The 1,682-nt window shown below is 64.7% G+C and carries 2 protein-coding genes; both read right to left on the bottom strand.

Annotated elements, in window-relative coordinates; all coding sequences use genetic code 11:
• A partial coding sequence (locus VJ307_07095; protein ID HJX73905.1) for an MBL fold metallo-hydrolase occupies window positions 1-647 on the bottom strand: 647 nt, incomplete at its 3' end.
• The coding region (locus tag VJ307_07100; protein HJX73906.1) for a hypothetical protein at window positions 629-1,682 on the bottom strand (1,054 nt) is incomplete at its 5' end. The genes VJ307_07100 and VJ307_07095, both read right to left, overlap by 19 nt.

Here is a 1,682-nt window from a genome sequence, read left to right on the forward strand (position 1 = left end):
AAAAACGGGTTCGACCGTTTTTCCTCCCCCACCGTCGTGGCCGGGCCGTGCCCCGGGTACAGGACCGTGTCGTCCGGGAGGGGGAAGATCTTTTTCCTGACCGACTCGATCAGTCGTTCGTGGTTTCCCCCGGGAAGGTCGGTCCTCCCGATGGAACCGGCGAAAATGAGGTCCCCCACGAACGCCATCTTCCCTCCTATATAGGATACACAACCGGGGGTATGCCCCGGCGTGTGCGCCACGAGGAACTCCTGGCCCCCGAAGGGGACGATGTCCCCCTCCTCCACGAGGACGTCCGGCGGGGGGGGATCGGGGACGGACAGCCCGAAGAGCATCCCCTGGCGCCTCGCCCCCGTCATCCGGTCGACGTCCGCGGGGTGAAGATGGACGGGCGCTCCCGTCTTTTCCCGGAGGAGACCCACCGCGCCCACATGGTCGAAATGGCCGTGGGTCAGCAGGATCTTCTCCACCGCGAGCCCCAGGCCTGCGATCTCGGCGAGAATCGCCTCCCCGTCGCCGCCGGGGTCGATCACCACCGCCTTCCGGCTGGCCGTGTGCTCGACGAGGTAGGCGTTCACCGCGAGCGGCCCCACCTCCATCACGTACACCCGGAACGGGTCTCCTCCCGTCACAGCTTCCGGGTCCATCCGGAGAACAGATCGACGTAGGAGGCCGCGATCTCCTCCGCCACGCGCTGGTCATCGGCCTCCACGCACAGGTGGAAATAAGCCTCGTCCTGGCTCGGGTAGACGAGCGCCCAGTCCTCTCCGTGGAAGATCTTCACCCCGTCGACGAACTGGCTCGGCTTCCCCTTGGCGTGGTCGGCGAGCATGCGCATGAGCGCCCCCTTGTGCTCCCATGCGCACGGGATCTTTTTCCTGAGCATCACCGTCGGCGGAATCTCCCGCAAGATGTCGGAAAGGGTGCGTTTCTCCGCGGCCAGCATCTCCATGAGCCGGACGATCGCGAACATGCCGTCGAAGGCGGGCTGGAACCCGGGGAAGACGTACCCCCCGCTGTTGTCCCCGACGAAGGAGACCCCTTCACGGGCCGCCGTCTCCATGAGAGACCGCGGAAGGGTCCTCGCCCGGAAGACGTCCATCCCGAACCGGGCGGCGATCTTCTCCACGTTCCGGGAGGCGGTGACGGGCACGCCGACACTCCCGGATCTCTTCCGCCGGCAGGCGAGAAGGCAGATGATCTGAAGGGAAGTCCAATCCGGGAGGATGTCCCCCTTTTCGTCGACGAGAAAAATCTTCTCCCCGCCGGTGTCGATCATCACCCCGAAGTCCGCGGAGAGGGACCGGGAGATGGCCGTCAGGTGGGTAAGCCCCTTCTGGAATTCTTCCTCCGTCTTCGTGATCTTCGCCGCGTCGAGGTTGGCGTTCAGAGCGACCGTCTCGACCCCCAGGCGCCCGAGGATCCGGGGGAAGATGAGGGTTGATGAGCCGTAGGAATAGTCGAGCACGATGTTGAATCCGCGCTCCTTGACGGTTTTCACATCGATGGCCTTGAGGAAGCCGTCGACGTACGTGTCGAACCCCCCCACGGGGAAGGAGATCTCCCCCGTCTCCTCGGTGTCCGCGCGGACGAAGTCCTCCCGGAAGAAGAGAAACTCGATGCTCCGTTCCACGCTCACAGGGAGATTCAGCCCGTTGTCGTCGAAGAATTTCAGGTCCACG

Source organism: Candidatus Deferrimicrobiaceae bacterium (genome assembly GCA_035256765.1).
Classification (GTDB): domain Bacteria; phylum Desulfobacterota; class Deferrimicrobia; order Deferrimicrobiales; family Deferrimicrobiaceae; genus CSP1-8.